General features: G+C 63.8%; 25 protein-coding genes. 11 read left to right on the top strand and 14 right to left on the bottom strand.

Annotated elements, in window-relative coordinates:
* The first annotated feature begins 245 nt into the window (after positions 1 to 245).
* Positions 246 to 1,127, top strand: a complete 882-nt coding sequence (locus BBD46_RS18015; protein WP_071403055.1) for an amidohydrolase family protein — start codon at positions 246 to 248, stop codon at positions 1,125 to 1,127.
* Positions 1,128 to 1,457: 330 nt separating this feature from the next.
* On the opposite strand, the gene BBD46_RS18010 is transcribed toward BBD46_RS18015, so the two are convergent.
* The 3 genes from BBD46_RS18010 to BBD46_RS18000 all read right to left on the bottom strand — a co-directional run bounded on the left by BBD46_RS18010 (position 1,458) and on the right by BBD46_RS18000 (position 3,631).
* Positions 1,458 to 2,231: an IclR family transcriptional regulator gene (locus BBD46_RS18010; RefSeq protein WP_071403054.1), complete on the bottom strand. Its 774-nt coding sequence runs from the start codon at positions 2,229 to 2,231 to the stop codon at positions 1,458 to 1,460.
* An 88-nt stretch (positions 2,232 to 2,319) separates the two neighbouring features.
* Positions 2,320 to 2,907, bottom strand: a complete 588-nt coding sequence (locus BBD46_RS18005) for an HD domain-containing protein (RefSeq protein ID WP_071403053.1) — start codon at positions 2,905 to 2,907, stop codon at positions 2,320 to 2,322.
* A 7-nt stretch (positions 2,908 to 2,914) separates the two neighbouring features.
* Positions 2,915 to 3,631 carry an EthD family reductase gene (locus BBD46_RS18000; protein ID WP_071403176.1) on the bottom strand — a complete coding sequence of 239 codons (717 nt, stop codon included), beginning with the start codon at positions 3,629 to 3,631 and terminating at the stop codon, positions 2,915 to 2,917.
* 244 nt (positions 3,632 to 3,875) lie between these two features.
* On the opposite strand from BBD46_RS18000, the gene BBD46_RS17995 reads away from it, so the two are divergent.
* Positions 3,876 to 4,850 carry an NAD-dependent epimerase/dehydratase family protein gene (locus BBD46_RS17995; RefSeq protein ID WP_071403052.1) on the top strand — a complete coding sequence of 325 codons (975 nt, stop codon included), beginning with the start codon at positions 3,876 to 3,878 and terminating at the stop codon, positions 4,848 to 4,850.
* A 38-nt stretch (positions 4,851 to 4,888) separates the two neighbouring features.
* Here the strand turns inward: BBD46_RS17995 and BBD46_RS17990 are convergent, their stop codons facing one another.
* The 6 genes from BBD46_RS17990 to paaA all read right to left on the bottom strand — a co-directional run bounded on the left by BBD46_RS17990 (position 4,889) and on the right by paaA (position 8,245).
* Positions 4,889 to 5,275, bottom strand: coding sequence for a PaaI family thioesterase (locus BBD46_RS17990; RefSeq protein WP_006652175.1), 387 nt, complete (start codon positions 5,273 to 5,275; stop codon positions 4,889 to 4,891).
* A gap of 138 nt (positions 5,276 to 5,413) precedes the next feature.
* Positions 5,414 to 5,590: a 1,2-phenylacetyl-CoA epoxidase subunit PaaE gene (paaE, locus tag BBD46_RS22780; RefSeq protein ID WP_171908246.1), complete on the bottom strand. Its 177-nt coding sequence runs from the start codon at positions 5,588 to 5,590 to the stop codon at positions 5,414 to 5,416.
* Between the two features lie 17 nt (positions 5,591 to 5,607).
* Complete coding sequence (paaD, locus tag BBD46_RS17985; RefSeq protein ID WP_071403051.1) at positions 5,608 to 6,036, bottom strand: 1,2-phenylacetyl-CoA epoxidase subunit PaaD; 429 nt, start codon at positions 6,034 to 6,036, stop codon at positions 5,608 to 5,610.
* A 6-nt stretch (positions 6,037 to 6,042) separates the two neighbouring features.
* Positions 6,043 to 6,984, bottom strand: coding sequence for a 1,2-phenylacetyl-CoA epoxidase subunit PaaC (gene paaC, locus BBD46_RS17980; protein WP_071403050.1), 942 nt, complete (start codon positions 6,982 to 6,984; stop codon positions 6,043 to 6,045).
* Positions 6,984 to 7,301 carry a 1,2-phenylacetyl-CoA epoxidase subunit PaaB gene (gene paaB / locus BBD46_RS17975; RefSeq protein WP_071403049.1) on the bottom strand — a complete coding sequence of 106 codons (318 nt, stop codon included), beginning with the start codon at positions 7,299 to 7,301 and terminating at the stop codon, positions 6,984 to 6,986. The genes paaC and paaB overlap by 1 nt, the downstream gene beginning before the upstream one ends.
* A gap of 2 nt (positions 7,302 to 7,303) precedes the next feature.
* Positions 7,304 to 8,245: a 1,2-phenylacetyl-CoA epoxidase subunit PaaA gene (gene paaA / locus BBD46_RS17970; RefSeq protein WP_071403175.1), complete on the bottom strand. Its 942-nt coding sequence runs from the start codon at positions 8,243 to 8,245 to the stop codon at positions 7,304 to 7,306.
* 95 nt (positions 8,246 to 8,340) lie between these two features.
* On the opposite strand from paaA, the gene BBD46_RS17965 reads away from it, so the two are divergent.
* From BBD46_RS17965 to BBD46_RS17945, 5 genes are all read left to right on the top strand, one after another.
* Positions 8,341 to 8,985 carry a helix-turn-helix domain-containing protein gene (locus tag BBD46_RS17965; RefSeq protein ID WP_071403048.1) on the top strand — a complete coding sequence of 215 codons (645 nt, stop codon included), beginning with the start codon at positions 8,341 to 8,343 and terminating at the stop codon, positions 8,983 to 8,985.
* 118 nt (positions 8,986 to 9,103) lie between these two features.
* The gene (gene paaK / locus BBD46_RS17960; protein ID WP_071403047.1) at positions 9,104 to 10,393 is read left to right on the top strand and encodes a phenylacetate--CoA ligase PaaK; all 1,290 of its coding nucleotides are present in this window, start codon (positions 9,104 to 9,106) and stop codon (positions 10,391 to 10,393) included.
* A gap of 179 nt (positions 10,394 to 10,572) precedes the next feature.
* Positions 10,573 to 11,046: a MaoC/PaaZ C-terminal domain-containing protein gene (locus BBD46_RS17955; RefSeq protein ID WP_071403046.1), complete on the top strand. Its 474-nt coding sequence runs from the start codon at positions 10,573 to 10,575 to the stop codon at positions 11,044 to 11,046.
* A 6-nt stretch (positions 11,047 to 11,052) separates the two neighbouring features.
* Positions 11,053 to 11,850, top strand: coding sequence for an enoyl-CoA hydratase/isomerase family protein (locus tag BBD46_RS17950; protein ID WP_071403045.1), 798 nt, complete (start codon positions 11,053 to 11,055; stop codon positions 11,848 to 11,850).
* 558 nt (positions 11,851 to 12,408) lie between these two features.
* Positions 12,409 to 12,948 carry an Lrp/AsnC family transcriptional regulator gene (locus BBD46_RS17945; RefSeq protein ID WP_071403044.1) on the top strand — a complete coding sequence of 180 codons (540 nt, stop codon included), beginning with the start codon at positions 12,409 to 12,411 and terminating at the stop codon, positions 12,946 to 12,948.
* Positions 12,949 to 12,987: 39 nt separating this feature from the next.
* On the opposite strand, the gene BBD46_RS17940 is transcribed toward BBD46_RS17945, so the two are convergent.
* On the bottom strand, positions 12,988 to 14,946 hold the full coding sequence (locus tag BBD46_RS17940) for a 3-hydroxyacyl-CoA dehydrogenase/enoyl-CoA hydratase family protein (RefSeq protein ID WP_071403174.1): 1,959 nt from the start codon (positions 14,944 to 14,946) through the stop codon (positions 12,988 to 12,990).
* 153 nt (positions 14,947 to 15,099) lie between these two features.
* Entirely contained in the window at positions 15,100 to 16,161 is a 1,062-nt protein-coding gene (locus BBD46_RS17935) for a phosphotransferase family protein (protein WP_071403043.1), read from the bottom strand.
* A gap of 284 nt (positions 16,162 to 16,445) precedes the next feature.
* Between BBD46_RS17935 and BBD46_RS17930 the strand changes: the two genes are divergently transcribed.
* Positions 16,446 to 16,763: a hypothetical protein gene (locus BBD46_RS17930; RefSeq protein WP_071403042.1), complete on the top strand. Its 318-nt coding sequence runs from the start codon at positions 16,446 to 16,448 to the stop codon at positions 16,761 to 16,763.
* 116 nt (positions 16,764 to 16,879) lie between these two features.
* Here BBD46_RS17930 and BBD46_RS17925 read toward each other — a convergent pair whose 3' ends face one another.
* A complete protein-coding gene (locus BBD46_RS17925) occupies positions 16,880 to 17,593 on the bottom strand; it encodes an HAD family hydrolase (RefSeq protein ID WP_071403173.1) in 714 nt (237 codons plus the stop codon).
* A 304-nt stretch (positions 17,594 to 17,897) separates the two neighbouring features.
* Between BBD46_RS17925 and BBD46_RS17920 the strand changes: the two genes are divergently transcribed.
* The 3 genes from BBD46_RS17920 to BBD46_RS17910 all read left to right on the top strand — a co-directional run bounded on the left by BBD46_RS17920 (position 17,898) and on the right by BBD46_RS17910 (position 20,959).
* Positions 17,898 to 18,698 carry an SDR family NAD(P)-dependent oxidoreductase gene (locus BBD46_RS17920; protein ID WP_071403041.1) on the top strand — a complete coding sequence of 267 codons (801 nt, stop codon included), beginning with the start codon at positions 17,898 to 17,900 and terminating at the stop codon, positions 18,696 to 18,698.
* A 71-nt stretch (positions 18,699 to 18,769) separates the two neighbouring features.
* Positions 18,770 to 19,780 (top strand): TIGR04024 family LLM class F420-dependent oxidoreductase, encoded by a 1,011-nt coding sequence (locus BBD46_RS17915; protein ID WP_071403040.1) that lies wholly within the window; start codon positions 18,770 to 18,772, stop codon positions 19,778 to 19,780.
* A gap of 165 nt (positions 19,781 to 19,945) precedes the next feature.
* Positions 19,946 to 20,959 (top strand): AIR synthase family protein, encoded by a 1,014-nt coding sequence (locus tag BBD46_RS17910; protein ID WP_071403039.1) that lies wholly within the window; start codon positions 19,946 to 19,948, stop codon positions 20,957 to 20,959.
* Here the strand turns inward: BBD46_RS17910 and BBD46_RS17905 are convergent.
* The gene (locus tag BBD46_RS17905) at positions 20,947 to 22,113 is read right to left on the bottom strand and encodes an NAD-binding protein (protein WP_071403038.1); all 1,167 of its coding nucleotides are present in this window, start codon (positions 22,111 to 22,113) and stop codon (positions 20,947 to 20,949) included. The two genes, BBD46_RS17910 and BBD46_RS17905, sit on opposite strands and share 13 nt — an antisense overlap.
* A gap of 91 nt (positions 22,114 to 22,204) precedes the next feature.
* The gene (locus tag BBD46_RS17900; protein WP_071403037.1) at positions 22,205 to 25,216 is read right to left on the bottom strand and encodes an AAA domain-containing protein; all 3,012 of its coding nucleotides are present in this window, start codon (positions 25,214 to 25,216) and stop codon (positions 22,205 to 22,207) included.
* Positions 25,217 to 25,474 lie beyond the last annotated feature (258 nt).

Below are 25,474 nucleotides of genomic sequence, written 5' to 3'. Positions count from 1 at the left end.
GTCGGCGGATTCACTCATTTTCCAGTGGTAGTGAACCACAGGACAGACCTGAGTATAGAACGACACTCTCGGACTGTAAACGACCATTATACGAACTATTTCCTTGAAATGGGATTTGGAGTAGTGAAGGTGGCTGACAATGCAACTTGCAGGAATGAATTTGATACTGTCGGATTTCACACTTCACAGTCGACGGCAGCACATTCGTCCGAAGCTACATGTAGACGCACGTTGTCAATCCACACATGGACTTGCCGACGGTGCTCGATTCCGACGAGCCACGCGCAATCGACATGCACGCCCACCAGCCGACCAGCGAGTTCCTCCACGACGCCGGCGGCCAGATGATGCGCGACGCCGCCGACCGCTTCGGCGCTGATCTCGAGACGGACACCTACGAGAACATGCGCGCGGAGTACCGCGAGGCCGGCGTCTGGAAGGCAATTTTGCTCGGCTGGGACGCCGAGACGAACACCGGCAACCCGCCCGTTCCGAACGACTACGTCGCCGAGATCCGTGACGAGTTCAATGACTTCTTCATCGGCTTCGGCTCCGTCGACCCGCTCAAGGACGACTGCGTCGAGGAGGCGATCCGTTGCGTCGAGGACCTCGAACTGTCGGGGTTCAAGTTCCAGCAAATCGCCCAGGGATTCGACCCCTCCGACCCCGAATACGAGGAGCTCTGGGCAACCATCGAGGATCTCGGCGTCCCCGTCGTCTTCCACGGCGGGAACTCGACACTCGGCGCGTGCTCGCCCGGCGGCCGCGGACTGAAGATCAAGTACGGCAATCCGATGTTGATCGACGACGTCGCGGCCGAGTACCCCGACCTGCAGATTCTCATCGCTCACCCGGCCTACCCCTGGGAGAAAGAACAGCTCGCTATCTGCCAGCAGAAGGGCAACGTCTACATGGACCTCTCGGGCTGGATGCCGCGGTACATCGACGATCAGGTGCTGCACTACGCCAAGACGCTGCTCTCGGACAAAGTCATGTTCGGCACCGACTACCCGATGCTCGAACCGAAACCGTGGCTCGAGCAGTTCGCCGAACTGGACTTTGACGAGGAGACCCAGCGCAAGATTCTCTGGGAAAACGCAGAAGAATTCCTCGGACTGGATGAGTGAGGTTGTGGTAGGGGTACTCGAGTCCCCTCTACCCCATCCCCCTCTATCTCACTCACCACCACACCATCCCGCTCTGTTCGAATAGTGGGAACAACAATATGGCGAAATCATGGGTAACCGTCAGTGTCGGTACACAGTTCCAGTTACGTGCACGGAACAGCACAGCATATTACGGGTGTACATCTGTAATACGTGGGCGATTAACCGTCAATTCTCGCGCGTAGACTCCTGTTCGATTTGTTCGAACACAGTCTCAGAATTGGCGCCAGTGGGTTGCTAAACCGATTTTATTCTGGGTAGTGACGAAGCAGACTCCCTGGGGAGGCCCGGTCAGGCGTGAGCCAGATTGACCTCGACCTCGTTGACCGCACCGAGCAGGAGATCCGGCAGGTCCTGCGTGAGCAACTCACCGCGAAGCCGGTTTGCGGGACCGGCGATGCTGATGGCCCCTATGGCGTGCCCGTCTTCGCCTCGGACCGGCGCACCCACCGCGTGGACGCCCGGAACGGACTCCTCTCGGTTGAGTGCATAGCCCTGCTCGCGGATGGACTCGAGTTCGGCCCGCAATTCGCCAGGGTCAGTAATTGTCTGGGGCGTCCGTTCGTTCAGCCCGTGGCCATCGATGATCCGGTCGACCTGTCCGTCGGGGAGGTTCGCGAGGATCGCTTTGCCGGCGGCGAACTGGTGTAGAGGCGTGCGATTGCCGACGCGAGCGTGGGTCGTGACCGAGTGTTTTCCCGTTGCGCCGTAGAGGTGGACACCGATGTCGTCCTCCTCGATCACACACCAGACCTTCTCGTCGGTTTCGGCGGCGAGTTCGTCCACCTTCGGCCTGGCGAGGTCGTACAGCGGGTGTTGGTTCCGGACGTGAACGCCGTAGTCGAGAAACCAGGAACTGAGACGGTAGTTGTCACCCGTCCGGACGATCAGGCCACGGTCGGCGAGCGTCTGGAGGTGGCGGTGTGCGGTGCTCTTTGCGAGTCCCAGTTCGGTTGCGACCTCGGTAACGCCCATCCCTGTCCGTCCGGCCTGTTTGAGCACGCCGAGCAGGTCAATCGCCGTCTCGACGGTTTCGACGGGGCGGTGATCCGTGTGTGCTGTCATGAGTTCACTCTCACGTGGAACTGTAAAAAGTGTGTTCCCGCTATTCGAACACAAGCTGTCTGTCCGGTCATGTGCCGCTATGACGCCGTCAGGACGTTTGCGAGTACTCCTCGACCCACTCCTGCAGCGTGATCCCCATCGCGGACTGCGTGATCGCGTTCGAGGACGCCGAGTTGGCGCTTTTGACGAGTTCGGCCTCGAGCGTCCGCGTCGGAACTTCGCCCAGGAAGTGCGGAATCGCCCGCTGCACCGCGAGCGGACAGCCGACCTCGTGGGCGAGCGCGTAGCCCGAAATCGAGTGGGGAATCTCCTCGCTGACGTAGCGCGGATCGGGGTCGTCGAGCAGGTCGTCTGCGACAAACGGCGGATACTCGTAGCACTTCCCCACGTCGTGGAGGAGACATGCCGCGACGATGGTGTCCAGATCGGGGCCAGCGCCGTGGAACTCGCGTTGCTGGGTCGCCGAGTCGATTGCGATCCGCGTCACGCCGCGGACGTGATCGACGTTGGTCACCTCGTCGATGTTCCAGGCGTAGGGAATATCCGAAATATCTTGCCAGCCGCCGCGCTCGAGTCCGAGCATCCACGCTTCGACGACTCGCTCACGGAGGTCCTCGTCCTCGATGGACTCGAGTTCGGGAAAGGCGTCGCGGACCTGTGTTTCGAAGTCAGTCATCGTCTCGTCACCCCTCGTCTGTGACGAGTCGTTCGCGGCCGATGAGCCGCGGTCGCTCGTCGATCGCGAGGAAGTTGTTCACGTCTTCGCGGGCTTCCTTCGCCTTGCCCCGGTCCGGGTCGTAGTCCCGTGAGCCCTCGCTGCCGAGCGCGTCGTACAGCTTCTCCAGATCGTCGAAGTAGAGTTCGGCCACGCCGTCGAACTCGGCGTTTTCGGGGTCGGTTGGGAGCACCGTGTTGTACTTCACGACGCCCTCGATCTCGCGGGCGATGGGGGTGTGGTTCTCCTGCCAGTAGTCGACGAACTCCTCGTGGCTCATCCCGTCCTGGCGGACGAGGAACGCCGAGTGCTTGTAGAGGCCGTCAGTATCGCCGTCGACCTCGTCTTTCTGGACGATCTCCTCGCCGATGAGCCGCGGGCGCTCGTCGATCGCGAGGAAATTGTTCACGTCTCGCCGGGCCTCTGCGGCAACATCCTTTGTCGGGTCGTAGTCGCGCGAGCCTGGACTGCCAAGCGCGGCGTGTAGGTCCTCGAGTGTCTCGAAGTAGAGTTCGGCGATGCCGTCGAACTCGGCGTTTTCGGGGTCCGTCGGGAGCACCTGCTGGTAGCGAACGACGCCCTCGATTTCCTTCGCGATGGGGGTATGATTGGTCTGCCAGTAGTCGACGAACTCCTCGTGAGAGAGGTCATCCTGCCGGACCAGGAGTGCGACGTGCTTGTACATCACGTGATCACGTTTCGTTTTCACATACAGTGTCATAAATCGTACCGGCGCGTTTCGTCTCGCGGTTGGGCTTCACCACTGGTCGATCGTCGGCCCAGGTCTCTCCGGGTGCACCCCACCGGTAGAGCAAAGTCACTAGCCAGCGACAGTGAGACCGTATGACAGAACCCCTCGCGCACAGCGGCTGTTCCGTTCGTGGGCCACTCCGCAGCGACCGCACTCGAGACGCCGTGGTGAGCGAGCGATGACGAGCGAGCACGCCGACGCCACCGTCCTGGTGACCGGCGGCACCGGCTTTATCGGCTCCTACGTCGCTCGCGACCTACTCGAGTACGGCCACGACGTGGTCGCCTACGATCTCTCGACGGACACGGAGATACTCGAGAATCTCGGCGTCGCGGATGACGTCGAGGTCCGCCGCGGCGACATCTCGGAGCCGACGGAGGTCATCCGAGCGGTCAAGGAGACCGGTGCGACGCACATCATCCACCTCGCCGCACTTCTGACGACGACGGCGCGCGAGAATCCGCGCGCGGCGGCCGACGTGAATATCCTGGGAACGAACAACGTCTTCGAGGCTGCACGCACACTTGACGATCAAGTCGAGCGCGTCGCCTGGGCCTCTTCCGCGGCGGCCTACGCCCCGCCGCACAACTACGACGCCGACTGGGTCGACGAAGACGAACTCGTCTACCCGGACACGCTCTACGGCGCGACGAAGGAGTACAACGAGCACCAGGCGCGGGTCTACCACGAGGAGTACGGCCTCGACCACGTCGCACTCCGGCCGACCGTCGCCTACGGTCCGTACCGCGAAACCGGCGGCTCGGCGTTCCTCGCGAACATCATCGAGAAGCCGGCGCTCGGCGAGCCCTACAGCGTCGACTACGGCGATCAGGCCATCGACTGGCAACACGTCGCGGATATCGCGCAGGCGTTCCGGAAGGCGGCCTTTGCACCCGAGGACGAGCTCACCCAGCGCGTGTACAACGTTCGCGGCGTGCTCGCAACGGTTCGCGAGGCCGCCGAGGCGGTCGAAACCGTGCTTCCAGACGCCGACATCGACGTCTCCGACGACGGCGAACTCCCCTGGACCCAGAATCTGGATATGACGGCGGCCCAGTCCGATCTGGGGTACGATCCCGAGTACGATCTCGAGTCCGGCTTCCGACAGTACATCAACGTGCTCCGGGAAGAGAACGGACTCGAGTCGGTCTGAGTCTCCGAGCTCGATTTTGCTGTTTCTGCTGTCGTGCGTTACCCTGTTTTGTACACACCGCGCGCGTCCGCGACGTGTGTCTCGTCGTCGACCGCGTAGACGTCGACGTCGACCACGCCGACGTCGCTCCCACAGCGGACGACCTCGGCCTCGGCGTAGAGATCGCCCGTCCCGGCCGACAGGTAGTCGATTCGCATGTCGATCGTCGGCACCGGCTGGTCGACCAGCGAGACAAGTGCAGCCCCGCCAACGGTGTCCGCTAGCGTGAACGTGACCCCACCGTGGGCCATCAACTGGTCTTCGTTCCAGGAGAGGTCCTCGGTCATCTCGAGTTCCCCTTCGGCGTGGCCGTCGGCGCACTCGGTGATGGTGATCCCAAGCAGCGATGCGAAGGGCATGCCCTCGAAGAAGGCTTCGGTGTCCATGCCTCACAGTGTCGCACGATCGATAATAAATGTGGCAGTCGGGTGGCTAGTTCTGCAGGTCGTTGACGGCGACTCGCACCGCTCGCACTGCCAGCGAACGGGTTCGAACGGACGGCGTGGACGGGCAGCCTTTGCCACTCACCCGAACGCTTCGAAGGGCTGCTCGCACTCGTTACAGTAGTGCATCGACCGACAGAGCGACGGCCCCTTCGGGTGCTCGCGGACGGTGTTCGTCGAGTCGCAGTACGGACACGTCGCGCCCGCCGTCTCGCCGCTCGTCGTCGTGCTCGGGTCCGGATTGGTGTGTCTCCTCATGGGTTCACGCTCACTGGTCAGATACTCAGTCCGAACTCCCGCAGATCTTCTTTCCCCTGTTCGGTTACCAGATCGACCGTCCACGGCGGATTCCAGACGAGCCGAAGCTCGGCGTCGTCGACACCCTCGACCGCCGCTGCCGTCTCCTCGACCTCCTCGGTTAGCATTTCTCGTGCCGGACAGCCCGAGTAGGTGAGCGTCATGTCGACGGTCGCGACGCCCTCAGAAACGCTGACGCCGTAGATCAGCCCGAGATCGACGATGCTGATCGGCATCTCCGGATCTTCGATTTCGTAGAGGGCACCCCAGACATCGGACTCGAGTCCGGTCGCGTTTGCACCAGTCGCTGGGAGCTCCGAAGCAACGTCGCCGTCGGCTGATTGGTACTCGGTGTAGGCACAGGGCGTTGCATCGGTCTCGGTCGGTTCTGGACGATTGCTACTCATTCTGATTCACTCCGGGGTGTCCATGATCTTCGTCGGCTCGCTCCGCCCCAGTTCGCGGTAGGTGTGCGTGAAGTCGTCGTAGAGGTCGACCCACGCGTCGGTGTGGGTGCCGTCCCGGCCGCGTTCGGGGGGGAGCATCTCCTGGGTGACCTCGAATTCGAACTCGCCGTCACCTGTCTGCCCGCTCTCGGGAACGTCGAGGCCGAGCGACTCGAGGTATGGAACGACGATCGCGAGCCACTCCTCACCGAGTTCCTCGAGTGTCGCGGTTCGGAGGCCGAAGTCGACGATGTCTGCCTCGACGTCGGAGCCGGCTGCTCGCGGCTCGTCGCCGCTCGCGTCGTTTGCGTCGTTCGCGCCGCGTGGCGGCGCGCACGACTCAAAGATCGTCAGCGCATGCGGAAACAGCCGGTCGAGCACCGCCTGCAGTCGCTCGTGGCCTTCTCCACTGCCGCTCTCACCCTCGGCCAGCCGTTCGAGCCAGTTCTGGGCGTGCTCGCGGTGATACCCTTCTTCTTGCTGAATCTTCGCAACTCGATTCGCGATTGTCGGTGACGACGAGTCTTCGAGTGCCTCCAGTCGAAGCTCTTCGGCCACGTCGTAGAGATACGACCGGAGCACTGCGTCAGCCCAGTCGCCTTCTTCGAAGGGGAGTTCAACGAGCGTACTGTGGCGGAACTCCGCCGGCTCACGCTCGTAGACGAGTTCTCGCTCCGTGTATCCGAGGTCGCCCAGCACGTCGTACCAGAGCCGGGCGTGTCCGAGTTCGTCCTGCGCGTTGTTCGCCAGCGCGAGGTCGGACTCGAGTGTCGGCGCGCGAACCTGCCACTCGGTGTAGCGCTCGGCGAGGACGAACTCGTCGTCGGCGAGCCGTTTGATCAGGCACTCGAGTGCCTGCCGTTCGCGAGCGCTCAGCTCCTCGGGATCACTGAAATCTGGTGTCGCCATCAGTCATCACCTTGCTGCTTCTCGGCGGTTGCCTGCTCGTCTTCGGATTCGACGACCTCGCGGGCGTCGCTGCCGGTCGTGTTGTAGGCGGTCGCCCAGCGGTAGCTTTTGTCCGTTGTGCCGCCGAAGGAGACGTCCTCGGCGTCGATCTCGCCGATTTCATGGCGGGGAACGACCCAGAGGCTGTTCGTGGGCTTTCGTCGGCCGTGCTGGATGGCGGCGAACTGTTTGGCCATCTCACGGTCGGGCGCGTGGACGTTGCCGCAGTGGGTGTGGTACTCCCCGGTCTTCGCCTGGCGGAAGACTTCCCAGATCATGGTCAGTCGGCCGCCTGTGGCTCGTGGCCACCGGCGGTAGGTGCGTCTGCTTCGATCGTCTCACGGACCCAGTCGACGGCCTCCTGCGCTTGCTTGCGGCCGTTGATCTGGCCCAGTCCTGGCTCGTACTCGTTCTTCGCGATGGTGAAGAACTCGTCCCAGTCGAGGTCGTCTTCCTCGACGGCGTAGGTGCCGTCGTCGCGCTCGCGAATGCGCGGCTCGTCGGGAATTTCGAGGCCGTACTTTCTGGCCTTCGGGATGTACTGATCGAGGAAGGCGTTTCGCAGGTCGTCGTTAGACTGCTGTTTCAGCCCGACCGCGGCTGCAAAGTCGTGGTGTGTGCTCTTGTCGTCCGTCGGTCCGAAGAACTGGATGATGCGCGGCCACCACTCCTCGAACGCGTCCTGGGTCATCTGCTGTTCCTTTCGCGACCCCGTCATCAGCTCCTTCAGGATATCCTCGCCGTGTTTGACGTGGAAGCCTTCCTCGAAGCATACCTTATCCATGGCGTGGGCGTAAGGCTCCCAACTGGTCCGGCGCAGGGTCGCCTGCCGACGCATTGCGGCTCCGTCGACGAAGAACGAGATCATCGGCACCTCGACCCAGCTCTTCAGCGGATAGTGGAAGCAGTTGAGGAACTTGCCGTCGCCGTTTGCGAGGTCGTCGAGCATCTCCTCGCGGGTCTTCACGCCGAGCGATTCCGCCGCGCGGTAGAGCAACTGTCCGTGGCCGATCTCGTCCTGTACTTTCGCGGAGAACGCCAGTTTGCGGTCGATACTCGGCGACTGGCGGATGAACGGCCGCTCGAGGTACGCCCCCATAATCTCGCTGTTGGCGTGGAACTCGATCATCCGGGTTGCCGCCTCCCGGTACTCCCTGGGAAGGTCGTCCGCGGGGCTGAACTCCCGCGGCCCCGCGCGTTCCTTCACTGTGTTAAGATCCATCATACCACACTAGTGGCCGGAAACGCCCTTAGCGGTTAACTGCCATATACACGGGTTTTAAATACTACAGTGGTGTCCGGTACACCACAGCTACCATGATAGAGGAGTGCCTCGCCGTCGAATTTCGCGTCCACCACGACGACTGCCCGCTCGCCGAGGCAACCCGCGCCGTCGGCGACGGGATCGACATCGACGCCCGTCCACCACAGCGACGCGACGACGGCTACGACCTCCTCCAGTTCAGTTCCGCCCAGTCCGACGCGCTCGTCGACCAACTCGAGTCCGACGACCGCATTCGCTACCTCCACGTCTCCAGAACGAACGGGCGCTCCCGGTATCGGTGTCTCTCGAAACAGCCCTGCGTGGTCCACCGGCTCGTCGACGCCGGCCTCATCGTCGAGACCCTGCAGTATCGCGACGGTGCGGCCATGATCTTCGGCGCCGTGGTCGGTCGGGACGTCCTCAAGGGCGTCATGGAAGCCGCGGGCGAGACGGTGGGTGTTCGACTCGAGCGCGTCTACCCGCTGCAGGCCGAGGCCAGGGAGACGCCGACCCAGCGCTGGGATCTCACCCCCGCCCAGGAGGAGTGTATTCGGACGGCACTCGAGATGGGCTACTTCGCGATTCCGCGCGAGACATCCTCGGAGTCGGTTGCGGCGGAACTGGGGATCAGCAAGTCGGCATTTCTAGAACGGCTTCGGCGGGCAGAAGAGGCGCTGTTTCGCCAGATTTTCAGTTGAACTCCGGTGTCGATTCGTTGCTGTACTGTCGGTCATCATCGGCTCCTTCGCTCCCAAAATAGTGGTGTGTTCCCACACCCCACTACTTTTATCGGCCGCCGTAGATGTTTGATCAGATATGGGTTACACGCAGCGAGAGACGGCTCCGCGGACGGATATCAGGGAGTTACAGAACGAACGGCTCCAAGAAACGGTTCGAACCGCCTACGAGAATGTCGACTTCTACCGCGACGAACTCGATGCGGCCGGTGTCGCGCCAGCGGATATCCAGACCGTCGAAGACATTCACGCCCTGCCGTTTACCACGAAGGAGGACTTCCGCGCCGAGTACCCGGACGGCCTCTTTGCCGTCGACGATGCGGATGTACAGCGAATTCACGCCTCCTCAGGGACGACCGGGAAGCCGAAAATCGTCCCCTACACCGACGCCGATATCGACGTCTGGAGCGAGGTCGTCGCCCGCTCGCTCGCCGCAGCGGGCATCGAACCGGGCGACACCGTCCAGAACGGGTACGGCTACGGGCTGTTCACCGGCGGTCTCGGCCTCCACTACGGTATCGAGGAACTCGGTGCAACGGTGATCCCGGTCGGCGGCGGCCAGACCCAGCGCCAGATCGAACTGTTGCAGGATCTCGAGAGCGACTCGCTCTGCTGTACGCCGTCGTACTCGCTGTACCTCGCGGAGACAGCGGCCGAGATGGGCATCGACGTGGCAGACCTCCCCGTTTCGACGGTTATCTTCGGTGCCGAACCCTGTACCGATCCGATGCGCGAGGAGATCGAGGAGCGCCTTGGTGTCACCGGTATCGACCTCTACGGGCTCTCTGAAATAGTCGGCCCCGGTGTCTCGATTGAGTGCCACGAGGCCCAGGACGGCCTGCACATCTGGGAGGACCACTTCTACCCCGAAGTGATCGACCCGAAGACCGGCGAGGTGCTGCCCGAGGGTGAGGAGGGGGAACTCGTGCTCACGACGCTCTCGAAAGAGGCGCTCCCAGTATTGCGCTATCGGACGGGCGATCTGACGACGCTGACCACCGACGACTGTGACTGTGGCCGAACGATGGTCCGTATGGACAACGTCACCGGCCGCGCCGACGACCTCATCATTATCCGCGGCGTCAACTGTTACCCGAGCGAAATCGAGGACGTGGTACTCGAGTTCGATGCTGTCGAGCCGTACTATCGGATCGACCTCACACGGGAGGACGAACTCGACAGGATGGCGGTGACGGTCGAGCACGAGGCTGGACTGAGTGCGGCTGAGCGCGAGACGTTACGTGACCGACTGCTGACCCGACTCGAGAACGTGCTTTCGTTCACGCCGGACGAGTTGACGCTCGTCGGGCCTGGTGAGATCGAACGGACGGAGGTCGGGAAGGTGAAACGGGTGTACGACCACCGGTAGCGTTCCAACCCTCGGGTGGGGCGTTTCGGTTGGCGTTGAAGCCGCGACCATAACTAACCCCACAGTCACACCCACAACCGAAGCCAAAGCCGTCGCCGTCGGCGCTATCAATCCACCGGTGCGTTGCGCCGATCCGTCTTCGTGACAAACTATTTGTAGACTGGTTCGAAGCTCTAGGTATGGCATACAGTTACGAGCCACACTACTTCGAGGACTTCGAAGCGGGTCAGGAGTTCGAAAGCGTCGGTCGGACCGTCACGGAAGCGGATTTCGTCATGCACTCGGCGCTGTCGGGCGACTGGACGGAGCTGCACACGAACAAACACTACGCCGAAGACGGCCCCTTCGAGGGGCGCATCGCCCACGGCCCGATGACGTTCGTCCAGGCGACCGGCTTCGTCTACCGGACCGGCATCGTCGAGCGGACCGCCTTCGCCTTCCTCGGGATGAACTATATGGACCTCCCGAACCCGGTCTACATCGGCGACACGCTCTCGCTCGAGATGGAGGTCACCGAGAAGAAGGACGTCAGCAGCCGCGACGACGCCGGCCTCGTCGTTCTCGATACCGTGATGACGAACCAGGACGACACCGTCGTCTTCGAGGGCGACATGAAGTTCCTCATCAAGACCAAGAGCGACGAGTCAGCCTAACATCAAATGCGGGTTCACGACGACAACGGCGTCCGTTACCTCACGTTCGACCGCCCCGACAGCCGGAACGCGTTCACCGCCGAGGTCGCCCGCGAGCTGGCAGCCGAACTCGAGTCCCTCGACCCAGGCGACCTCGACGCCGCGGTCCTGACTGGCGAGGGGCAGGCCTTCAGCGCCGGCGGCGACATCGAGGCGATGGCCGAGCGCGACGAGACGCCACAGCAGGCCGCCGACCGGGTTCGGGAAACCGTCGGCCGGGTCGCCGAACAACTGCTGACGAGTTCGGTGCCAATCATCGCGAAGGTTAACGGCGACGCCGTCGGCGCGGGTCTCTCGCTCGTCGCCGCCGCGGACTTCGCCTACGCCGCCGACTCCGCCAGATTCGGCGCGACGTTCATCAACGTCGGCCTCGTCCCCGACATGGGCGGCTCGGTCACGCTCCCGCAACTCGTCGGGCTGCGCACTGCGAAGGACCTCGTGCTCACCGGCCGACTGATCGACGCCGAGACAGCCGCCGAACTCGATCTGGTCAACGAGACCGTGCCCGACGACGATCTCGACGACCGCGTTGGGGATTGCATCGAGACGCTCGCTGCAAAGCCGACCGCCAACATTGGCCTCGCAAAGCGCGCCATCCACGACAATCTGGGCCGGTCGTGGTCGGATGGACTCGAGTACGAGGCACTCACGCAATCGCTGGCGTACGGGACGCCGGCCCACGAGGAGGGCGTGGATGCGTTCCTGAATCGACGGACGCCGTCGTTCGATGGCAGTGGTCGTGAGGACTCGGGCCAAGATAACTGAATTCTGATATACATTCCCATCTGATTGTTCATGCCGATACCGGCTGAACGAGCGGCAGTGACACTCGCTCTGGGAACGGATCTCGAGTGAGCCGAAACCACTGCGTAGTGATTCGTTCATCGGGACAAATCACGACCGTTATCTCTTATATCTGCGGCCGTGTCCGGTTTTCGGTGGAGCACTCACCCAGAACAGAGCAGGCCCTGGCCTGTCACAGACCGTCTGCATTTCACACCACGTGGCGTTCGTTTGGCTCATGTTACCCTTCGCTGCAGTTTCTGGGTTCGCCACTCTTTCTACAATATTCCTTATCTATTCGGTGACCTCTCAGCTTGGAGTCTATTCTTGGCTACTCCCAAAGTGACTTTACAATGGAAACGAAACAGAGTCACTGTCTGAACGATCCGACTGGTCGACGGGCGACTGCGGAGCCATTCGGGGGCACACGACACCCTGGGCCAGCCTTCGACTGCAGTCACAGCCGACGCGGACGACATAGCCGGTACGGTCGGCCCCCACAATCCCAACGACCCCAACAACTCACGACACAGACCACAGATGACATACGAATCCACGAACGACGACGCACCGAGCTGGGAGTTCAAAGACCGCGACATCGCCATCCTCTGTGAACTCTCGAACGACCCGCAACTCTCCTCGCGCGAACTCACGACTGTTCTCGAGGAGCAGTACGATATCGACGTTTCTCACGTCACCGTCAGCGAGTCCATTCGTCGGATGCGCGACGAGGGCGTGTTTCGGGAGGCAATCATCCCGAACGAGGAGTACTACATCTTCGCACTGTTCGAGTTCAAGTTCAACGCGGAGAACTTCGCCGACCGCTGGCGGGACGCGATGGAGCACATCAAGCAGGACAAGCACACGCTGTTTTTCTTCCTCTCGGACGGCGAGTACCAGTGGAAGACGGTGATGATGTTCCGCAACCGCGAGGAGGTCTCCCGGTGGATCCACGAGTGTTACACGGAGTACGGCGACGTAATCGCGAACGTGCGCAACTCGGCGGTGCACAACGTCCTCAAGTTCAAAACGGATCCACGAATCTACGAGGATCTGGGCGAAGAACAAGACGACGAGTAACGAGTACCCAGCGGAACGGAAATCGAATATCCGAGTCCGTTACTTTCCGTCGAACTCTGGCTCGCGGTCCTCCGCGAACGCAGCCGTCCCCTCGCGCATATCCTCGGTCGTAAACAGGAGTCCGAAGCCCTGGCTCTCCATCGCGAGGGCAGCCTCCAGACTCGCGTCCTGGCCCTCGTTCATCACCTTCTTTGCGACCTTGAGGCCGATCGGCGGGCCGTTGCGCAGATCGTCGACGAACTCGCCGACCACGTCGTCGAACTCGTCGCGGTCGACTGCACGGTTGACCAGTCCCCACTGCTCGGCGCGCTCGGCGTCGATGTGGTTCCCGCGGAAGACGAGCTCCTTCGCCCGCGTTTCGCCGAGTACGCGCATGAGCCGCTGCGTGCCGCCCCCGCCGGGGATCAGCCCGAGGCCGATCTCCGGCGCGCCGAACGACGACCGCTCGGTCGCAAGGCGCAGATCACAGGCCAGCGCGAGCTCGAGTCCGGCCCCGAGACAGTAGCCGTCGATCTTGGCCACGACGGGCCGCGGGAAGTCGTTGACCGTCTCGAAGGCGGGCGTCACGTCCATCATGTCAGTTGGCTCCGTCCCGCCGAAGCCGCCGATGTCCGCACCGGCGCTGAACGCGCGGTCGCCGACGCCCTCGATAGTGACACAGCGCACGTCGTCGGTGTCGACCGTCGAGAACAGGTCGTCGACCTCCTCGAGTAGGTCGCCCGAGATGGCGTTCATTCGGGAGGGGCGATCGAGTTCGATTGCGAGCACGCCGTCCGCGAGGTCGACGTTGATGTTGTGGTACGAATCCAGCGCGCCGTCGTCGGTGTCGTACTCGTAGAAGCCCTGTCCGGCGTCTTCGCCGGTTTTGTCCTCCTCGACGAGCTCCTCGAGATAGGAGTGTGGTTCGAATCGGTCTGCGCCGGTCTCCTCGTGGAGCGTCTCGAGTTTCTCGAGGACGGTGTCCAGTCCGATCTTGTCCGCGCGGCGGCAGATGCCCTCAGGGAAGCCGAGGCCGAGCTGGACGCCGGTGTCGACCTCCTCGGGTTTGGCGACGCCCTCGCCGACGAGGAACGCGGCGCGGTTGATCATGCGCGCTTCGACGCGGAGCCAGTCGAAGTCGCCCGCGTCCTCGGGCTGGTAATCCGCGCCGTCGCCGTCTTCGTAGTCGTAGAACCCCTTCCCGGTCTTCTGGCCGAGTTCCTCGGCCTCGACTTTCTCCTCGGTAATCGGTGGGATCGGGCTCCCGCCCTCCTTGCGAACGTGGTAGCCCACGTCGATCCCGGTCAGGTCACCGAGTTCGAACGGCCCCATCGGGTAGCCCCGATCGTGGGCCATCGTGGCGTCGGCCTCGCGGATGGTCGCCTCGCCTTCTGAGACCATGAACGCGGGCTCGCCGCCGAACGGACCGACGATGGTGTTGACGACGAAGCCGCGAACGTCCTTGCGGACGTAGATCGGCGTCTTGTCGATCGATTCGACCCACTCGTAGCCGGCGTCGGCGACCTCGTCGGTCGTCTCCTGGCCGTAGATTACCTCGACCAGGTCCATCTTCACCGGCGGGTTGAAAAAGTGCAGGCCGAGCACGCGCTCGGGTGTGTCGAGGACTTCCGCGATGTCCGAAATCGGCAGACTCGAGGTGTTCGTCGCGAGTAGCGTGTCGTCCGTCGTGAACTCCTCCAGATCGCTGAAGATGTCGTGTTTCAGTTCGAGGTTCTCGGGTGCCGCCTCGATGACGAGATCCGCGTCCACGACTGCTTCTTTCAGGTCGGTCGTCGTGTCGATCCGGTCGAGGACGGTGTCGGCCGACTCGCCGAGCAAGTCTTTCTCCTCGAGTTTCTCGAGGCTCCAGGCGATCTGCTCGTAGCCGTCGTCGACGAGGTCCTGTTCGATGTCGCGCATCGTGACCTCGTAGCCGCCCATGGCGGTGACTTCGGTGATGCCGTGTCCCATGTTCCCCGCGCCGAGGACGGCGACGCGGTCGATGCTGTCGAATGACATACGCGATTCGTCGGCCGGGAGCGCCTTAACTCCACCGACGAAAGTTACCATCGTTAAGTTCAAGCAGGCCAGTGTAACAGCTGTTCGCTGTCGTCGCGCTGGTGTAAACTCAAGTAAGACTGTCCTGGGAGAACGGGCTGACCGACGGGGCGATCAGAGCGGTTCCTCTCCGTCGATAATCCGCTGTGCGCGCGCTGCAAGTGCGGGAACGCGCTCTTCCATCTGTGGATACATTGGATCGTCGCTGTTCCCCTCGAGGAATCTTCGGAAGAACATCTCGCCGAGGCCGGCGAGCTTGTACACCGCGAGCGCCCGGTAGAACCGCTCGTGCTCGAACTCGAAGCCGGTCTGGTCCTCCCAGCGGTCGACGAGTTCTCGGCGTGTTGAGTATCCTTCGCGTTCCATAAACCGGGTCGTCAGCTCTGGAATCGCCGGATCGGGGTCCTTCGCGTCCCGCCAGTAGGAGAGCATCCAGCCCAGGTCGGCTCGCGGGTCGCCGAGCGTCGACATCTCCCAGTCGAAGACGCCGATCAGCTCCGGCGAATCGCCGGGGCCGAACATCACGTTGTCGAGCTTGTAGTCGCCGTGGACGAGCGTGTGCGGGTGCTCGTCGGGCGCGTTCTCCTGAAGCCACGAGCCGACCTCGTAGAGGGTCGGTACCTCGCGCTCTTCAGCCGTCACCTCGAAGGCCCACATCAGCTGCTGGCCCCAGCGTTCGACCTGCCGGTCGGTGTACCCCTCTGGATAGCCGAACTCCTCGAGACCGACAGCCTCGTAGTCGACTGCGTGGATCGACGCCAGCGTGTCGACCAGTTCCTCGCCGATCCGTGCCCGCCTGTCAGGGTCGGCGAACCGCTCTGGCTCGTCCGCCCGGAGCACGTCGCCCTCGAGTTGGTCCATGACATAGAAGTCGCTGCCGATGACGTCGTGGTCGTCGCAGGCGAGCAGCGGTTCGGGGACGGGCACGTCGGTGTCGACGATGGCGTTCGTGACGCGGTATTCTCGAAGGACGTCGTGTGCGGTGTCGGCGGTTTCGCCCGGCGGCGGCCGGCGGATGACGAGGTCGCGGTCGCCCCAGGCGACGAACAGCGTTTCGTTCGAGTGGCCCTCCTGGTGGCGGCTGATCTCGTAGGTCTCGACCGGACCGAGTTCGTCCGTCAGGTAGGCCGCCAGCGCGTCTTCGTCGACGAGTCGCTCGTAGTAGGTTTCGCTCATGGGAGACGTGGATCGTGCTGTCGGTCTGTGCTGCGGTCTGGCTCGCTGGTCGGTACGGCCGCGGGTGTGGATGTGGAATTGCTGGTCGCGCTCGACATTATCGGTACGACCCTACCCTCGTTCTTCTTAACGAAAATAGTTACGCCACACAGTATAATTTACATTGTTCGCTACTTTTGAGGCAGTACGGCCATCGCTGTGGCCGAAATCGTCGGCAACACGGCCACAGCGAGTCGTTCGCCGCCCGACCGAAGAAATATGTTGCTCGTACTGGACGATCCGCTATGGGTCGTCTCAGGACACTCAGTCGCATCATCGACGGCGCGACGGCAGTCTGGAACCTCGCGGTCGCCGCCCGCTCCGAGCGCGGTCTCGTGAGCAGTTACTTTTTGATTGGACTCGGTGCCGGCTTCCTGTACCGCGGGCTACAACGACGCTACGTCGGCCGGATTCGCGATCATCCGGGCCGGTACGCACTTCTCACGGTCAGCTGGTGGCCGATCGGAGCCGCACTCGTCTGGACGGCCGACGACGAGGCGACACTGCAGTCTTTCGCTGCGGGGCTCAGTCTGGGCTCGTTGCTGTACGCTGGGACCCAATAGACACAAACCCCGAATCGGCCGTCACCAGAATGGGCTGCTCACGCCCACGCCCAGCCCACGTCCGACTCCCTCCCGTTCCGCAGTGCTGACTCCCTCCTGTTTCGCAGTACCGACCCCTACCGCTCCGCAGTGCCGACGATCTCGAGTACCTCCAGCGGCGAAGCGATCCGATAGGAAACCGCAGGTCCCTCCTCGGCCCCGAACGCGACGCCGTGCATCCCCACCTCAGCGGCCCCCTTCACGTCGTGGTCGTACCGGTCACCGATCATCAGCGACCGCTCAGGCGACACGTTGGCCTTCTCGAGTGCGGTCTCGAAAATATCGGGGTCGGGTTTGGTTCGGCCCACTTCCTCCGAGGTCGTGATCGAATCGAACTGTTCGCGGAGGTCGAACTGGGCGAGCATCTCGCGGCCGGCCTCGTCGTCCACGTCGCTGATGACGCCGACGTGGAGGTCACGGTCGGCGAGGCCCTCGATTGCCTCGACGACTCCCGGCACTGGTTCGATGGTCTCCTGGACGGTTTTCTCGAACGCGGGCTGCCACGTCTCGCGCGGGACGGGTTCGCCGGCGACGGCCTCGAATCCCACCGCGTAGGCCTCGCGCGCGGCTCTGAACTCAGTGCCGTCTCGTTCGCGAAAGTGCTCGCCAACCGCCGTTCGCCAGGTCTCGACCGCCTCGTCGGTCGGTGTCTCGAGTTCGCGTCGCTCACAGAACTCCTCGATGGCCGCGGCGTGGGCTGCCTGAACGGACTCGAGGTCGAGGATGACGCCGCCGATGTCCCAGAAGACGGCCTCCCACTCGTTGGGTTCTTCGTCAACGCCGCTACTCACGCTGCTCTCCTCCGTTGTGGTGGATTGTGGACTGATCGCCATGGGACCGCACCATGTGATGAGCAGCGGGAGCGCCCGACTGTCGATGCGTACTGGCCGACCGTCTGCTGTGCCGTCGTGTCCGTATTCCTCTCATCGGTGGAGTCTCCTGTGGCCGCCTGGTTCCGGTCGCTGTCTCTGCTTCACACTGTCGTGGTGCTTACTTAACAATACGGGTTATGACCCTATCTTTATTAACAATGTCTGCATATCGGTTGATGTTGCTAACAATGGTAGCGAAACTGCGACAAGCGGGTGAGTGCGTATGAGTACGAGACCGGAAACCGACGCGAGCACGGCACAGTTCAGCGTCGACGGCGATGTCGCCATCATCACCGGCTCCTCGAGTGGCATCGGCAAGGGAATCGCAAAGCGGTTCGCTGCGGACGGCGTCGACGTGGTGGTCTGCTCGCGCGAGCAGGCAAACGTCGACCCGGTCGCCGAGGCGATCAACGAGAGCGAACTGCCCGGCGAGGCGCTGGCACTCGAGTGCGACGTGACCGACCGCGAGGCTGTCGAGGCGCTCGTCGAGGCGACTGTCGAGCAGTTCGGTGGTCTCGACGTGCTGGTGAACAACGCGGGTGCGTCGTTCATGGCCGACTTCGACGATATTTCGCCGAACGGCTGGAAGACCATCGTCGATATCAACCTTCACGGGACCTACCACTGCACTCACGCGGCAGAAGAGTATCTGAAGGATGGCGGCGGCTCCGTCATCAACTTCGCGAGCGTTGCGGGCCAGCGCGGCTCGCCGCTGATGAGTCCCTACGGCGCGGCCAAGGCGGCGGTCGTCAACCTCACGTCGACGCTGTCCTACGAGTGGGCTCACGACGACGTGCGCGTCAACTGCATCGCGCCGGGCTTCGTCGCGACGCCGGGCGTCGAGAGCCAGATGGGCGTCTCCGCCGAGAACATCGACCGCGAGGAGGTCGCGCGGCGTATCGGCACCGTCGACGAGATCGCCGACATTACGCAGTTCCTCGCCAGTCCGGCCGCCTCCTACGTCGTCGGCGAGACGATCACCGCACAGGGCGTCCCACAGCTTAGCGAGGATCGCGAAATCTAAACCACCCTCGCTATCGCCACCAGTTCCCACACACTCAAATCACTGTCAGCCGATTATGAACTAGATCCTGTATGACTGAGCGAGACGTCCACCTGCCGGTCGCTGCCCAGCCCAGCGTCGATTCACTCGTCGAGTACGCCCAGACAGCCGAAGCGGGCGGCTACGACTGCGCCTGGCTCCCCGAAACCTGGGGACGGGACGCAGTCACCGTCCTGACCTCGATCGCCGAGCGTACTGACGAAATCGACCTCGGCTCGAGTATCGTCAACACCTACTCGCGATCACCCGCGCTGCTCGGCCAGACCGCTGCCACGCTGCAGGAGGTCTCCGACGGCCGCTTCCGCCTCGGACTCGGGCCGAGCGGCCCCGTCGTGATCGAGAACTGGCACGGCATCGAGTACGGCAACCCGCTCAAGCGAACGCGCGAGACGGTTGATATCGTCCGTGCGGTGCTCTCGGGCGAGCCAGTCGAGTACGACGGTGACTACTTCTCGCTGTCCGGCTTCCGGCTTCGCTGCGAGGTGCCCGACCCGTCGCCTCCCGTCGAGGTAACCGGCATGGGCCCCAAGGCCGTCGAACTCGCTGGCCGCTTCGCCGACGGCTGGCACGGCATCATGCTCACCCCCGAGGGCGTGTCGGATCGGATCGAAGACATCGAGCGCGGTGCAGACCTCGGCGACCGCGACCCCGACGACGTGCAGGTCACGATCGGTGTCACCTGCTGTGCACTCGAGGACGCCGACCGCGCCCGCGACCTCGCGCGCCAGCACACCGCGTTCTACATCGGCGGAATGGGGACGTTCTATCGGGATGCACTCGAGCGCCAGGGGTACGATGAGGCACCCGAGATTCACGACGCCTGGCAGGCGGGTGACCGCGAGCGGGCACTCGAACTCGTCGACGAGGCGATTCTGGACGATCTGTGTGCGGCCGGCACTCCGGCGGAAGTCCGCGAACAGGTTGAGCGCTACGAGGCGGTCGACGGTATCGACGCGGTCGCAGTGAGTTTCCCGCGCGAGGCCGACGAAGCGGACGTGACACAGACGATGGACGTGCTTGCGCCCGCAGAAAGCGTGCACTGAGCTGTCGCTGTAACTGTTCACTGACCTGTTACTGTAACTGCTCTCCGGTTCGGTCAGTCTCCTGACTTCCGGGCGACTGTTGTCTCAGGTTCTGACTGCAGCCGGGAAACGAACTCGTTTGCAACCGTCGACAGGTACAAGCCGCCCTTCCTCTCATTCCGTGATATGCCCGGGAAGGTGTCGCCGGACGACTTGCTCGCACACGTCTTCGATCGGACGGGGGCCGACGCGGACGAAACAGTCATGCAGGGACCTGCAGATGGCGAGGACGCCGCTGCCGTCGATTGGCCCGGCGGCACGCTGGTCGTCAGCTCCGACCCGATCTCGCTCGCGGCCTCGCAGGTCGGCTCGCTCGGCGTCTACGTCGCCTGCAACGATGTCGCCGCCTCCGGCGCGGACCCGCGCTGGCTGACCGTCGTCATCCTGCTGCCCGACGAGAGCGTGTCGATCGAGACGATCACGACTGATCTGGACACCGCCGCCAGCGAAGTCGGCGCATCCATCGTCGGTGGCCACTCCGAATACGTCGACCAACTCGAGCGCCCGCTGGTCTCGCTGACCGCGATGGGTGCCGCCGAGCGGTTCGTCCCGACCGGCGGTGCCGAACCCGGCGACCGCGTCATCATCACGAAAGCCGCCGGCGTCGAGGGCACCGCGATTCTCACCGCCGACTTCGGCGACGAACTCGGCGTGGACGAAGAGACCCGAACCCGCGCCGAGTCGTTCCTCGAGGAGATCAGCGTCGTCCCCGACGCCCGCATCGTCCGCGAGTTCGCGACGGCGATGCACGACCCGACCGAGGGCGGCGTCGCTGCGGGGCTACTCGAGCTCGCCCGTGCATCGGACGTTCGACTCGAGGTGGACGCGGACGCGATTCCGGTTCGCGAGGAGACGGTGACGCTGTGTGAAGCCGCAGGCGTCGATCCACTGCGGATCTTCGGGTCTGGTGCGCTGCTCGCGACCGTTCCGGACGAGTCAGCCGCGGAGTGCCTGCAAACGCTCTCGGAGGCGGGTATCGAGGCCGAATCGATCGGTGTCGTTCGGGATCCCGGCAGCGATACCGACGCCGACGCCGACAGCGAACCGGCGCTCCACCTCGACGGCGAGACGATTACGGAGCCAATTCAGGACGACCTCTATCCGCTCTGGGAGGCTGCCGACGCCGCTCAGGACGAGTAACCCTCGTTTTCTCCTGCCCCGAGCGTCGCGTCAACCGCTGCGTTCGTCAGTACCTGCGCGGGAGAGAGGACCACGTCAGCGCCGGCCCGATCGAGTGCTCCCGCCGACGCGTCCTCGGTAATCGCAACGATTCTCGCGTCCGTTCTGTCGCGCGCCAGCAACACGGCGTAGCTATCCTGGGCGGGCTCACCCGTCGCCACAAGCACTGCATCGGCCTCGTCAAGACGGGCGGACTCGAGTACCTCTTCATCGGTTGGGTCGCCGATGCGGACGGTAGTTTCACCTGTTCGGTCCTCAGTTGTCTGCTCAGCCCCGTTCTCGTCGTCGGCCGTCACCACGAGCACCGATGACTTGCGACTCGCGAGTTCGGCCACGACGTTCGAGACCGGGCCGGCGGTTCCGAGGACGACGACGCGCTCGTGAGGGGTCTGTTCTCTCGTGTGTGCCGCCGCCCGCTGACCGGTCCTCGTGAGTCGGGCCTGCAGACCGGGCCCAAACAGACTGCCGGCGGCGACGGCGACGGTCGTCGGGCCGAGGATAGCGAGCGAGATGGCGAACAGGCGGCCGGCCTCGCTCGTCGGGTGGACGTCGCCGTAGCCGACCGTGCTCGCCGTTACGACTGTAAAATACGTCGCGTCGACGACGGTGTGCAGTTCGCTGAACTCGTGTCGGAGCGCGTACGCGCCGGCGATGCCGTAACAGCCGACGCCGACGATGGCGACGAGACTCCCCATCTGGGTCGGTGTGAGTGCACTCGAGCGGGTGAATCGCGCGCTCGTAAAGGCCAACACGACCAGCCCGCCGATCGAGAGGATGACGAGCGGCACCGATAGCCACCGTGACTGGACGACGCCGTGTGCAGCAGCGAGGAGGATGAGTGCTGCCGCAGCGAGGTAGGCCAGCCGGTAGCCTCGGCGCATCCCCCAGGCGGTCACGAGCAGTGCGAAGCCGAGGACGGTGCCGCTGAACTCGGCGGCCGACTGAAGGAGACCGACCGTGCCGCCGGCATCGACCGACGGCTGCGTGATGATCGCGAGCAGGCCAGTCGCAATAGAGACCACCGCGATGGCGGTGACGAGCCAGACGACGACCCGTGCACTGGGTTGGTGCTGTGTGGTCGCCCGCCGAATGGAACGGCGCGTCCGATCGAGCATAGCAATCGCACACCGGCGGGGGCGGTAAAACTAGTCCTGCGTCCCGGTTCGACGTTCGTGATGCTGATCGGGATCAGTGACCGGTCCGCTGTCAGCGCCGCGCCCACTCGAGCATCCGTGCGTACACCGGGTCCGTCTCGAGTGCGTTCGGATCGCCGACGAGCACGAGCGCGCGCTTCGGCCGGGTGAGGGCGACGTTGATCCGCCGGTAGTCGTCGAAGATGGGGCCCTCGAGCGTCCCCGTCGCGGTGAACGAGACGATGATGACCTCTTGACTCGAGCCCTGGAAGCGGTCGACGGTGTCAACAGCGACTGCCTCGGGGACGTGTCTCGAGATTTCCGAGACCTGTGCGCGGAAGGGGGCGATGACACCGATATCAGACGGGTCGAGGCCGGCGGCACGATAGTCTTCGATCAGATCTGCGATTCGAGCGGCTTCGGCGCTATCCGTGTACCGACTGCCCTCGCCCTCGACTGCGACGAACGAGACGGCGTCCCGAATGCTGGCTGGCAGGTCCTCGCGTGAGACTCCGGCAAGGTCGTCGAGCGTCCGCCCCGCGACCTCGCCGTCTGCGGGCCGGAGCTTGCCGTCGTAGAACTCCTGCGAGGCGAACGCCTGGATGCGCTGGTTCATCCGGTACTGCTGGGTGAGCATGACGCCGGCCTCGGGGTGGAGTTCGACGAGGCGCTCGAACAGCGACTCCGTGAGATCGGCTACTCGCGGCTCGTCGCCGCTCGCCTTCTCCGGGACGCCTTGCGTCCCGCCCTCAGCCCGAACCACCGGCGGAAGCTGTTCGTGATCCCCGACGAGCACGAACCGATCCGCGAGGTTGACCGCCGCGAAGGTCCCCGGCTCCGTCAACTGCGCGGCCTCGTCGACCAGCGCCACATCGAAGGCCTGCTCCTTCATCACTCGCGAGCCGCAGGTTGCGGTGGTCGCGGCGACGACCTGTGCGTTCTGCAACGCGGCGGCGCGGTCGCCGGGGTCGCCCGAGCGGTCGAACCGGTAAGGCTGCATGTCCTCGCGGACGCCGCTCTCGGAGCCGACGCGGATAATCCGATCCTCGTCGATGACGCCCTCGAGTTGGTCGAGCAGCGCCTCCAGCGCGTTGTCGACCGCGCGGTTCGTAAACGCCGAGAGGAGGACGCGCTCGCCACGTTCGACCATCGCGCGGATCGCGCGAGCGATGGTGTAGGTCTTTCCGGTACCGGGTGGGCCATGGATCAGCGCGCAGTCCTCCGCGCCGACAGCCTTCCGCACGGCCTCGTCCTGGGCCTCGTTGTTGTCGATGAACACCTCGTCTGGCGCGTCAAACTCGGGTTCTTCCCGGCCGAACAGCACGTCTTTGCGCCGCTTGTCTCCCTTCAGGAGCGCGTCGTGGAGCGCGGCGAGAAGGCGGTCAGTAGTGAGTTCGGATGGATAGACATCGAGGCGGGTAACTTCGACCCGCTCGTCGGCCGTGAGGACCACCTCGTGCTCCCCCAGTCGTTCGATTCGGGCGAGTTCGGAACTCCCGCGAACCGGGTGCCCGTCGCTCGCCAATACCAGATCACCCTCACGGAGCTTCGAGGTCGCACTTCCCGTCCGGCGCGCGTGGAGTTCCCAGCGGCCCTCCTCGAGTGCCCGACTCTCTTCGAACGCGAGGTCGATCAGCGCGCGGTCGTCGTCGGCCCGTTCCTGAGCGTCCTGTTCCCAGAGTTTGGCGAACTCGCGGTGGACTTCTCGACGCTCCTCTTCGATAGCGTGATAGAAGCGCTCGAAGAACTCGCGTTCCTCCGCGGGGAGTGGCTGCCCGATCTGGCCGGCTTTCGACTCCTGATCGAGCCGGCCCGAGACGACCATGCAGGTGTCCTGCTCGAAGCAGTACTCACACTTCGCGCTGCCCTCGTAGCCGGTCGGAATGTCGCCCTTGACCTCCATCGCGGCGATTTCGTTACGCAGGCGGACGACGAACTTGAGCAGCCCGCTGCCCATCGAGAACTCCTTTGCGGGCGTGAGGTCGCCGGTTTCCTCGTTGCGGTCGAGCGCGGAGTTCTTGGTGTAGAGAAGCGTGCCGGTGTCGACGTCGCTGCCGTGCTCCTCGAGGAGCAGCGCGTAGCAGGCGGCCTGCACCTTGTCCTTGAACCGGGGTTCTTTCTTGAGGTTCTTCCCGGTCTTGAGTTCGACCGGCGCGCCGCGGCGGATGGCGTCGGCGCGCCCGCGGATGCCGAACGTCTCGCTGATGAGCAGCTGCTCGGAACGCCAGCTCCCCTCCGCGGGCTCGAACGCCCGCTCCGGGTTGTCGGCGGCTGTCGCCGCCCTATCCTCGTCTGTAAGGCGGCCTTGCTCGAGCCAGCCCTCGATCGCCTTCGCGTTCTCGCGGACGTCCTCGGCAGCACCGTCAGCTGTCTCACCGAGCAGGCCGAGTTCGAGGCCGCGCTCGTCGACGCGGGCGTCGATGGACTCCTCCAGGTCGCGCCCGCGAAGCAGGTCGCCGAACACCTCGTGGACGAGGGTCCCCTTCACCACGGGGTAGTTCAGCGGCACGCCGGAGAGCTTGTTCAGGAAGTACAGACGCGGACACTCGACCCAGTTGCGGATCGAGGTGACGTTGACGTGAAAGCTCGGCTCGACGACGACGTAGGAGTCGCCGGTCGTCTTGTATCGCTGCTCGCCCTGGTACTCGTCTTCCGCGGCGTTCGTCACGAGCAGTTCCATCCCGGGCTCGAGTAGCTCCGCGGATTCGGTCCACTTGTTCCAGAGCGTGACGGTGGTTGGCTCGATGTCACCGTCGGCGTCAGAATCGGCGTCTGCGCCCGTGGCTGCACCGAGATCGGCGTCAGTATCGGAGTCGGAACTCGAATCGAGGCCGGAGCCAGACGCAGGCTCGGACTCGAGTTCCCCGAGCGTTACCTGCCCGCTGCGCTCTGTGATCTGCGCGCGATTCTCTTCGGGCGTCGTCGCGTCGCTTCCGCTGTCTCTGTCGTTCTCATCGTTCCCATCGTCGAGTCCGTCGGCCGCTGTCGCCAGTCGAACGGGGACCTCGGCGAGATCACTTTCGCCGTAACTGGTCGATACCGTTCGCACCTCGACCTCACCCGCGACGGTTCCGCGTACGTGCACGGCTCTCTAGCAGTACCGAACGATCAAAAACGCTATCGGTCGCGACTCGGTGTCGGTCCGCTCCGCGTACGACGCACCACTCCCTTTTACCGGCTCCCGAAGACACGGGGTGACCGTCAATTTACCCCAATTTAGGTGTCTCGTCGAACGCGGATCCGGCCGCCGTCACCGTAAGAGTAGCTTACTCGCGACGAGTCGAACCTGCAAAATCGAAACGGTCGTGACCGCTTTTGCCCGTCGACCGAGTCGACAGTGACG

This window comes from Natrialba sp. SSL1, assembly GCF_001861355.1.
Classification (GTDB): Archaea; Halobacteriota; Halobacteria; order Halobacteriales; family Natrialbaceae; genus Natrialba.
The sequence above is the reverse complement of the archived record's forward strand: the minus strand, read 5'-3'. Positions and strand labels throughout refer to the sequence as shown.

What these genes read in the sequence shown, in the direction of transcription:
- BBD46_RS17995 (WP_071403052.1), top strand. Translation starts at nt 3,876, where the DNA reads ATGACGAGCGAGCACGCCGACGCCACCGTCCTGGTGACCGGCGGCACC.
- BBD46_RS17905 (WP_071403038.1), bottom strand. Translation starts at nt 22,113, where the DNA reads ATGCTCGATCGGACGCGCCGTTCCATTCGGCGGGCGACCACACAGCAC.
- BBD46_RS18005 (WP_071403053.1), bottom strand. Translation starts at nt 2,907, where the DNA reads ATGACTGACTTCGAAACACAGGTCCGCGACGCCTTTCCCGAACTCGAG.
- BBD46_RS17930 (WP_071403042.1), top strand. Translation starts at nt 16,446, where the DNA reads ATGGGTCGTCTCAGGACACTCAGTCGCATCATCGACGGCGCGACGGCA.
- paaK (WP_071403047.1), top strand. Translation starts at nt 9,104, where the DNA reads ATGGGTTACACGCAGCGAGAGACGGCTCCGCGGACGGATATCAGGGAG.
- BBD46_RS17920 (WP_071403041.1), top strand. Translation starts at nt 17,898, where the DNA reads ATGAGTACGAGACCGGAAACCGACGCGAGCACGGCACAGTTCAGCGTC.
- paaE (WP_171908246.1), bottom strand. Translation starts at nt 5,590, where the DNA reads ATGAGGAGACACACCAATCCGGACCCGAGCACGACGACGAGCGGCGAG.
- BBD46_RS17910 (WP_071403039.1), top strand. Translation starts at nt 19,946, where the DNA reads ATGCCCGGGAAGGTGTCGCCGGACGACTTGCTCGCACACGTCTTCGAT.
- BBD46_RS18010 (WP_071403054.1), bottom strand. Translation starts at nt 2,231, where the DNA reads ATGACAGCACACACGGATCACCGCCCCGTCGAAACCGTCGAGACGGCG.
- paaB (WP_071403049.1), bottom strand. Translation starts at nt 7,301, where the DNA reads ATGATCTGGGAAGTCTTCCGCCAGGCGAAGACCGGGGAGTACCACACC.
- BBD46_RS17950 (WP_071403045.1), top strand. Translation starts at nt 11,053, where the DNA reads ATGCGGGTTCACGACGACAACGGCGTCCGTTACCTCACGTTCGACCGC.
- BBD46_RS17965 (WP_071403048.1), top strand. Translation starts at nt 8,341, where the DNA reads ATGATAGAGGAGTGCCTCGCCGTCGAATTTCGCGTCCACCACGACGAC.
- BBD46_RS18015 (WP_071403055.1), top strand. Translation starts at nt 246, where the DNA reads ATGGACTTGCCGACGGTGCTCGATTCCGACGAGCCACGCGCAATCGAC.
- BBD46_RS17945 (WP_071403044.1), top strand. Translation starts at nt 12,409, where the DNA reads ATGACATACGAATCCACGAACGACGACGCACCGAGCTGGGAGTTCAAA.
- BBD46_RS18000 (WP_071403176.1), bottom strand. Translation starts at nt 3,631, where the DNA reads ATGTACAAGCACGTCGCACTCCTGGTCCGGCAGGATGACCTCTCTCAC.
- BBD46_RS17955 (WP_071403046.1), top strand. Translation starts at nt 10,573, where the DNA reads ATGGCATACAGTTACGAGCCACACTACTTCGAGGACTTCGAAGCGGGT.
- BBD46_RS17915 (WP_071403040.1), top strand. Translation starts at nt 18,770, where the DNA reads ATGACTGAGCGAGACGTCCACCTGCCGGTCGCTGCCCAGCCCAGCGTC.
- BBD46_RS17935 (WP_071403043.1), bottom strand. Translation starts at nt 16,161, where the DNA reads ATGAGCGAAACCTACTACGAGCGACTCGTCGACGAAGACGCGCTGGCG.
- BBD46_RS17940 (WP_071403174.1), bottom strand. Translation starts at nt 14,946, where the DNA reads ATGTCATTCGACAGCATCGACCGCGTCGCCGTCCTCGGCGCGGGGAAC.
- BBD46_RS17990 (WP_006652175.1), bottom strand. Translation starts at nt 5,275, where the DNA reads ATGGACACCGAAGCCTTCTTCGAGGGCATGCCCTTCGCATCGCTGCTT.
- paaA (WP_071403175.1), bottom strand. Translation starts at nt 8,245, where the DNA reads ATGGATCTTAACACAGTGAAGGAACGCGCGGGGCCGCGGGAGTTCAGC.
- paaD (WP_071403051.1), bottom strand. Translation starts at nt 6,036, where the DNA reads ATGAGTAGCAATCGTCCAGAACCGACCGAGACCGATGCAACGCCCTGT.
- paaC (WP_071403050.1), bottom strand. Translation starts at nt 6,984, where the DNA reads ATGGCGACACCAGATTTCAGTGATCCCGAGGAGCTGAGCGCTCGCGAA.